Origin of the sequence: Mycobacterium sp. (genome assembly GCF_049585075.1) — a bacterium.
GTDB lineage: Bacteria > Actinomycetota > Actinomycetes > Mycobacteriales > Mycobacteriaceae > Mycobacterium.
Genome location: NZ_JBAUZA010000395.1, coordinates 22,243 through 29,307 on the forward strand (window position 1 = coordinate 22,243; position 7,065 = coordinate 29,307).

Annotated in this window: 9 protein-coding genes; 3 read left to right on the forward strand and 6 right to left on the reverse strand. The window is 63.5% G+C overall.

Annotation, left to right across the window (positions count from 1 at the left end):
* The first annotated feature begins 14 nt into the window (after positions 1-14).
* The 3 genes from WB785_RS18885 to WB785_RS18895 are packed head-to-tail and all read left to right on the forward strand — an operon-like array spanning position 15 to position 2,852.
* Complete coding sequence (locus WB785_RS18885) at positions 15-1,334, forward strand: Dyp-type peroxidase (RefSeq protein ID WP_424080819.1); 1,320 nt, start codon at positions 15-17, stop codon at positions 1,332-1,334.
* A gap of 10 nt (positions 1,335-1,344) precedes the next feature.
* Positions 1,345-2,361, forward strand: coding sequence for a hypothetical protein (locus WB785_RS18890; protein ID WP_424080820.1), 1,017 nt, complete (start codon positions 1,345-1,347; stop codon positions 2,359-2,361).
* Between the two features lie 26 nt (positions 2,362-2,387).
* Positions 2,388-2,852 (forward strand): hypothetical protein, encoded by a 465-nt coding sequence (locus WB785_RS18895; protein ID WP_424080821.1) that lies wholly within the window; start codon positions 2,388-2,390, stop codon positions 2,850-2,852.
* Between the two features lie 21 nt (positions 2,853-2,873).
* Here the strand turns inward: WB785_RS18895 and WB785_RS18900 are convergent, their stop codons facing one another.
* The 6 genes from WB785_RS18900 to WB785_RS18925 all read right to left on the reverse strand — a co-directional run.
* Positions 2,874-3,263, reverse strand: coding sequence for a DUF732 domain-containing protein (locus WB785_RS18900; RefSeq protein ID WP_424080830.1), 390 nt, complete (start codon positions 3,261-3,263; stop codon positions 2,874-2,876).
* Between the two features lie 135 nt (positions 3,264-3,398).
* Complete coding sequence (gene rfbA / locus WB785_RS18905) at positions 3,399-4,265, reverse strand: glucose-1-phosphate thymidylyltransferase RfbA (RefSeq protein WP_424080822.1); 867 nt, start codon at positions 4,263-4,265, stop codon at positions 3,399-3,401.
* A 10-nt stretch (positions 4,266-4,275) separates the two neighbouring features.
* Complete coding sequence (locus tag WB785_RS18910; protein ID WP_424080823.1) at positions 4,276-4,650, reverse strand: nuclear transport factor 2 family protein; 375 nt, start codon at positions 4,648-4,650, stop codon at positions 4,276-4,278.
* Positions 4,651-4,678: 28 nt separating this feature from the next.
* Positions 4,679-5,434 (reverse strand): maleylpyruvate isomerase family mycothiol-dependent enzyme, encoded by a 756-nt coding sequence (locus tag WB785_RS18915; RefSeq protein ID WP_424080824.1) that lies wholly within the window; start codon positions 5,432-5,434, stop codon positions 4,679-4,681.
* Positions 5,435-5,438: 4 nt separating this feature from the next.
* Positions 5,439-6,764, reverse strand: a complete 1,326-nt coding sequence (locus WB785_RS18920; RefSeq protein WP_424080825.1) for a UDP-glucose dehydrogenase family protein — start codon at positions 6,762-6,764, stop codon at positions 5,439-5,441.
* Positions 6,765-6,853: 89 nt separating this feature from the next.
* Positions 6,854-7,065 (reverse strand): hypothetical protein (locus tag WB785_RS18925; protein WP_424080826.1); only part of this gene is annotated, 212 nt, incomplete at its 5' end.

Genomic DNA, 7,065 nt, shown 5'->3' on the forward strand with positions numbered 1-7,065 from the left:
CGAAGTGTGCTCAGATGCTTGAACTCGATGACATACAGCACATCGTGCTGACCCGTACCCCGGCGATCACCGGGCGCTACGAATTCTTGTCGTTCGGGAACCCTGCGGGCGGGCGGGCCTGGCTCACCGAACTGTTGGACCGCGCGCAGTCAGCTGCCGACGTCCAAGCCACGATGGACGTATCCAAGCGCTGGGTGACGCTCGCCTTCACCTGGACTGGTCTCCGCGCACTTGGCGTGTCGCAGGAATCGCTTGATAGTTTTCCAGCCGAGTTTCGTCAGGGCATGGCAGCCCGCGCCGACATTCTGGGTGACGCGGGTGCGAATCACCCGGACAACTGGGTGGGCGGTCTGGCCAGTGACGACCTCCATGCGATCGCGATCTTGTTTGCCCGCGACGAGGCAGAACGGCAGCGGTGCACCGCCGAGCACGAGAAGCTGGTTGTACGCTGCCCCGGGGTGCGCGTGTTGTCGTTTCTGGACTTGAACGCAACTCCTCCGTTCAACTACGCCCACGACCATTTCGGTTATCGCGACCGGATGTCGCAGCCGGTGATCGACGGGAGCGGACAGCAGCCGACGCCGGGTTCGGGCGCACCGCTGCAACCGGGTGAATTCATCCTCGGCTATCCAGACGAGGAGGGTCAGATTTCAAATCAGCCGCAGCCGGAGGTGTTGTGCCGCAACGGTAGCTACCTGGCATACCGGCGCCTGCACGAGCACGTCGCACGGTTCCGCGCCTATCTGTGCGACCACGCCGACACCGCTGAGGGACAAGAGCTGCTGGCTGCAAAGTTCATGGGCCGCTGGCGAAGCGGAGCTCCGCTGGTGCTGGCTCCGGAACACGACGACCCTGAGTTGGGTGCAGACCCCATGCGCAACAACGACTTCGACTACAAGACGATGGACCCGCATGGATATGCGGTCCCGTTGGGCGCCCATGCGCGTCGTCTCAATCCGCGTGATACCGCGGCGAACATGAACCGGCGACGGATGATCCGCCGCGGCGCGACCTATGGCCCGGCACTGCCCGAGGGGGCGCCCGACGACGGAGCGGACAGAGGCATTGCGGCATTCATCATCTGCGCCAGCCTGATTCGACAGTTCGAGTTCGCCCAAAACGTGTGGGTCAACGATCGTACCTTTCACGAGCTCGGCAACGAGCGCGACCCGATCATCGGAACCCAGGACGGCACACTGGAGTACAAGATCCCCAGACGACCCATCCGTCAGGTCCTCAAGGGGCTTCCGGCTTTCACCACGCTCAAGGGCGGTGCGTACTTTTTCCTCCCTGGCCTCAAGGCACTTCGGTACCTCGCCACGCTTGACAGCTAAGGAACCCGCCATGAGCACGCTGCCCCCCGCGCGCACCTACAACCAAAGCCACGTTCCGCGTAAGCACACGCCAGGACGGCGCCGCATCAGCATCTACTGGACCTGGAGTTACCCGTGGGAAGCCCAGCGTGATCCCGCCGAGATGTACAACCGGTTCTCCACGATGACCGAAGTCCGTAATGTGTTGTGGCCCAGCTACGAAACACCGGAATACGACGCTGCCCGTTTCTTACAAGGAATAGCGGGCACGCTGGAACTTTTCCACCGCTCGACGCTGGCGTTTCAACAGCTCGCAGGCGAGGCGACCGGCCATCCGGTCGCAGTGTTCCAACGCATTGACCAGGCCGGCTACCGGCTGCCAATCGACGAGCGGATCCTTTCGGACACGGACACGCTGATGGTGTTCGGTCTGGACCATGTCCTCTCCGAGCAGGAAGCCGCACTCGATGAAATCATGGGCATTCGCGAGTGGCTGCGGCAGGACGGCACATGCCTACTGCTGGCACCCCACCACGACGTCGGTTTCACCGATGATTTGGGCCAGCGACAGATCGAGTTCCAACATCACGGCGACCCGCTGGTACCGCGCCAACAGCGATTCGGTCAATACACGCGATCACTGATGAAAGCCCTGGAGGTTCCAGTTCACAACACTTGGGGGCTGCGTCCGGCCGTCGTCGCGGGCACCGGAGAGATCGCGCCGCTGACCGCGTTCCGCGACCTTGATACGCCAAGGCTTCTCGCTGACGTGACGACCTTTAACTTTCACCCGCATCTTCCGCACTACGAACTCACCGCGCCGGAGAGCGACAAGGTGCGTGTGCTCGGCCGTCAGCGGATCGACCCGAACCGCCCGCACCCGTTTGCCGCTGCCGGTAACACCGAATTCAACGCACTCATCTGGTTGCCTCCGGGCGGACAACGTGGCGGCGACATCGTCCTCGTCGACTCTACTAACTTCACCACTCTGTTCGGCGGCACGGAGAGCCTCACCAACTTCTGGCACAACTTGGCCACCATGAACTAAGGCGGTCGGGAGAAGGGAGACATGCCATGGCTGGTTTGGCCGCGATCGCGTTGGGATCGGCTCCGGTCTTCGGTGGAGCACTCCTTGCCATGGCCGCTGGCCAATTCGTCACCACTGATTTCCGATCCGGAATCAAAGAGGACATGGAGTTGCTTGAGCGACTGCCGGAAGACGAGACGGCTCGCCGCGCCGCGCTACGGCGCAGTATTGCCAACCGCATCGACGACCTGATCGTCGCCAACGAAAAGCGCCGCCAACTGCGCGCGGCAGCGATCGTCTATCAGGGCAACTGGCGGGACATCGTGTTGTTTTTGTGCACAGTGCTATTCGCAGTGGTGTGGTGGGATGTCGACCACGATCGGAAAAACTGGCTCCCGCTGTTCGTCGTCTTGATTGTCGCGGCGGTCATCACCGCCGGCTATGCGCTGCGCGGCACACGTACAAGCATCGTCAAATTGATACATCGCAACCGTCCTACCGAAAGCCGGTAATCCGCGCGGCTGCAAGCCGGATTACGAATTTTTCACTACACCGTCCGGGCAGTACACGCTGATGGCGGTGTCGGCGAAGCCGGATGCGATGCTGAGCGACATGCCCGGCGATCCTTGCAGCATGTCCTGGACGATCTCCGGTTCACTCTCGCCGCTTGCAAACCGCGTGCACACCCGACGCGCATCGTTGATCGCGGCGTCGTTCGATCGCGCTAGCTGCAGCCCCTCACTGGACAGGCGCCACAGAAACATGCCATTGCGGTCCGTGGTATCCGGCGGCGGATCGATCGGCGCCCCTGACGCGGCCTGCGAAACTGTGGTATCGGCCTTCGGCCGGAGGAGATCGGGGTTACGGCTGAGGACAAATACAGCGGAAATGGCGGCAATGCCGAACACCAGCGTGGCCAGCATGGCCAAGCTTGGCACCGGACTCGGGGTCCGCGAGGGTGTCGTTGTTAGTTCTATTCACCGAGAGTATTTCTCCGCGACCCCTGTTGTTAACCTTTCGCGGCCGTGGATCTGCTGGGAGTTTGCTGAAAGCGCTCGTCAGCTCCGTTCCAGCAGCTCCAGCAGGTAGCTTCCGTAGCCGGACTTGAGCAGGGCGTCAGCCCGCTGGGCCAGCTGGTCGTCGTCGATGAAGCCCATGCGCCAGGCCACTTCCTCGGGGACGCCGACCTTCAGGCCCTGCCGGCGTTCCAGGGTGCGAACGTAGTCGCTGGCGTCGAGCAGTAAGTCAAAAGTCCCGGTGTCCAGCCAGGCCATGCCGCGAGCGAGCACCTCCACGCTCAGCCGGCCCTGGTTTAGGTAGGTCCGGTTGATGTCGGTGATTTCCAGTTCACCGCGGTCCGACGGGCGTAAGCCCCGGGCGATTTCGATTACGTCGTTGTCGTAGAAGTACAGGCCTGGCACCGCGTAGTGCGATTTGGGTGTGGCCGGCTTTTCCTCCAGCGACAACGCGATGCCGTCTGCGCTGAATTCGACGACGCCGTACGCCGAGGGATTGGCCACCCAATAGGCGAAAATGGCTCCGCCACTGATTGATTGGAAACGCTGAAGATTGGTACCCAGGCCCGGACCATGAAAGATGTTGTCGCCCAAGGCCAAAGCCACTGGTCCGTTGCCGATGTGGTCGGCGCCGATGATGAAGGCCTGAGCCAGACCCTCGGGACGGTCTTGCACCGCATAGCTGATATTGATACCGAATGCCGTGCCGTCGCCAAGGACCCGGTGGAATGCCGGTGCGTCCTGCGCGGTTGTGATCACCTGAATATCGCGGATACCGGTCATCATCAGTGTGGACAGCGGGTAGTAGATCATCGGTTTGTCGAATACCGGTAGCAGCTGCTTGCTGACGCCCATCGTGATCGGATACAGGCGAGTGCCCGAGCCGCCGGCCAGAATGATCCCGCGCATGTCCTACTCCTCAGTCGACAAGATCAGCGTCGGTCAACTCGGTTGCAGCCAACGCCGACGCCAGGTCATCGTGGCGGAATACTGAGGTGACATGGTCGTGGACAACACGAAACGCCGACGCGACAGTGCCGTTGGCGCCGGGATCGCCTGCGTTGTTGATCTTCTGTTCGACGACGACGACGCCGTCATGCACGAATATTTTGCCCACCTCGGCCGATCCCGGATGGGCAGCGGCCCAATCGCGCAGTGCGGCATGGCCCTGCGCGGCGCCGTGTGCGTCGCCGACTTCGATGTCATCACTGGATAGGGCCAGCAAGGTATCGATGTCGGACGCGTTCAGCGCGTCGTGCCACGCCAGCACGGTGGCGATCTCCGATGTGGTCATGGTCTGCAAGGTACCGTGTGGACCGCGTCTAGAACGGCGTCTGGTCGAGCCAGTTCTGCCATATCGCGGCATCACCGAACATCGCGATATCGGTGTCGGCGACGGGAACTCGCCGTACGACTGCCAGCAGCAGGTCCACCGCACCGCCGCTCAGCGCCACCGCACCCTTTTCGTGACCGTGCGACCAAGTGACGCGATTGCCGTCGGCGCGAATGGTCCATTCACCGGCGGCGCCCAGACCTGGATCGGTGGCGTGCAAATGCACGGTTTGGCCGTCTTCCAGCGGCAGCGGTACGTCACCGCTGCCGGCCTGACTCGCGACCCGCTCAAGCCATTCGCCGATGGCGTCGGCCGCTAGCTCGGGGGTGAGCTCGTAGTCGAGCCCGAGCGCCAACGCGGCGTCGGCCCGATGCACCGTCGCCTCATGCAGCCGGCGCCGCACCCACCAATAGGCCGGCCGTGAGCCCAAAAACGTCCACACCGGAGTCTCCACACCGACCTGCTCGACAGCGTCGATCAACCGCTGCGCGCCGCCGTGCAACCACGAGATTGCCTCGTCGGGGTCGGGTGGCGGCTTGCCTCCGTCGACTTCGCGCGGGTCGAGATAGTGGTCGACCCGGTCGGCAACAATCCGCGCCGCCCAGCGATCACCGCGACCGACATGGCGAAACAACTGGGAAAAGCCCCAGCCTGGACAGGTCGGCACCGGCGTGGCCGGGTCGCCGCTGGCAATCACCTCACCGAAGGCGCGATTTTGCTCGAGAAAAGCTACCGCGTAGTCCACGCGGTCAGGCTACGCGCCGTCCGAGGCAGTGCACTCGCCAACCGGCTTGCTGCCAGCGTTGTAGGTCAAGACAGTTGCGGCCATCGACGACGACGCGGGCTCGCACTCGGTCGGCAAGCGCGTCGGGGTCGAGGTCGACGAACTCTTTCCACTCGGTGAGGACCAACACCGCGTCGGCGCGGTCACAGGCTTCCTCCACCGAGACCGCGTAATTCAGCGTGGGAAACAGCCGCTGGGCATTCTCCAGCGCCTTGGGGTCGTAGACGTTGACCGCCGCGCCATTGAGCTGTAGTTGGCCCGCGACGTTGAGCGCCGGCGAGTCACGCACGTCGTCGGATTCGGGTTTGAACGCCGCGCCGAGCACAGCGATGTTGGCTCCCAGCAGCGAGCCGCCACACGCGGCGCTGGCAAGTTCGACCATCCGGGTGCGCCTACGCATGTTGATGTTGTCGACTTCGCGCAGGAACGTCAGTGCCTGGTCGGCACCCAGCTCGCCGGCGCGAGCCATAAATGCGCGGATATCTTTGGGCAAGCAGCCGCCGCCAAAACCCAAGCCGGCGTTGAGGAATCGGCGCCCGATCCGCGGGTCGTGCCCCAGCGCGTCGGCCAACAAGGCGACGTCAGCGCCGGCGGCCTCGCACACCTCTGAGATCGCGTTGATGAACGAGATCTTGGTGGCCAGAAAGGCGTTCGCGGACACCTTGACCAGCTCCGCGGTCTGCAGGTCGGTCACCAGGAACGGCACCCCGGCGTCGAGCATCGGTGCATACAGTTCACGGATCGCCGCCTCGGCACGCGTCGAACCATCTTGTACGCCAAGCACAATGCGATCGGGCTGCAGCGTGTCGTGTACTGCAAAACCTTCCCGCAAGAATTCAGGGTTCCATGCCACTTCAACGTCGATGCCGGGTGGGACAGCTGCGCGAGCCCGTTGGACAAGCTCGGCGGCGGTCCCGACGGGAACCGTGGACTTGCCGACGATGACTGCTGGTCGAGTCAAACGCGGTGCGAGCGTGTCGATTACGGCGTGCACATGGCTCAGGTCGGCGCCGTACTCACCCTTCTTCTGCGGAGTGCCCACTCCGAGGAAATGTACGTCGGCGAACTCGGCAGCCAGGTCATAATCGGTGGTGAACCGAAGACGGCCTGCTGCGATGTTGTCGCTCAACATCTTTCGCAGCCCAGGCTCGTAGAAGGGAACATCACCGGCAGCCAGCTTGGCGACCTTACCGGGGTCGATGTCGACACCGACAACCTCGTGCCCCAGCTCAGCCATCCCGGCGGCATGCGTGGCACCCAAATAGCCCGTACCGAAGATGGAGCACCTCATACACCCGTGTGTAGGTCGCCGCTATGAGCTAATTGCATCGCTCTTCTAAGCGGCGGGCAAACGTCAGGTGACAGTTTCCTGTCGTGGCCTTAGAAGTGCAGGCCAGGGATCCCGAAGCCGCCGTGGCCGAAGCCCCCACCACCGCCGCCGCCATGGCCGCCGCCTCCGCCGGGGAAGCCGCCACCGCCGGGGAAGCCACCTCCGCCGGGATATCCGCCTCCGCCGGGGTATCCACCGTGGCCCCCGCCACCGCCGTGGTCGCCACCCCACGGTCCGGATGAGGGTCCCTGCTGCCCCGGAC

Coding starts and splice junctions, on each gene's coding strand:
- WB785_RS18885 (WP_424080819.1), top strand. CDS start 15: ATGCTTGAACTCGATGACATACAGCACATCGTGCTGACCCGTACCCCG.
- WB785_RS18890 (WP_424080820.1), top strand. CDS start 1,345: ATGAGCACGCTGCCCCCCGCGCGCACCTACAACCAAAGCCACGTTCCG.
- WB785_RS18895 (WP_424080821.1), top strand. CDS start 2,388: ATGGCTGGTTTGGCCGCGATCGCGTTGGGATCGGCTCCGGTCTTCGGT.
- WB785_RS18900 (WP_424080830.1), bottom strand. CDS start 3,263: ATGCTGGCCACGCTGGTGTTCGGCATTGCCGCCATTTCCGCTGTATTT.
- rfbA (WP_424080822.1), bottom strand. CDS start 4,265: ATGCGCGGGATCATTCTGGCCGGCGGCTCGGGCACTCGCCTGTATCCG.
- WB785_RS18910 (WP_424080823.1), bottom strand. CDS start 4,650: ATGACCACATCGGAGATCGCCACCGTGCTGGCGTGGCACGACGCGCTG.
- WB785_RS18920 (WP_424080825.1), bottom strand. CDS start 6,764: ATGAGGTGCTCCATCTTCGGTACGGGCTATTTGGGTGCCACGCATGCC.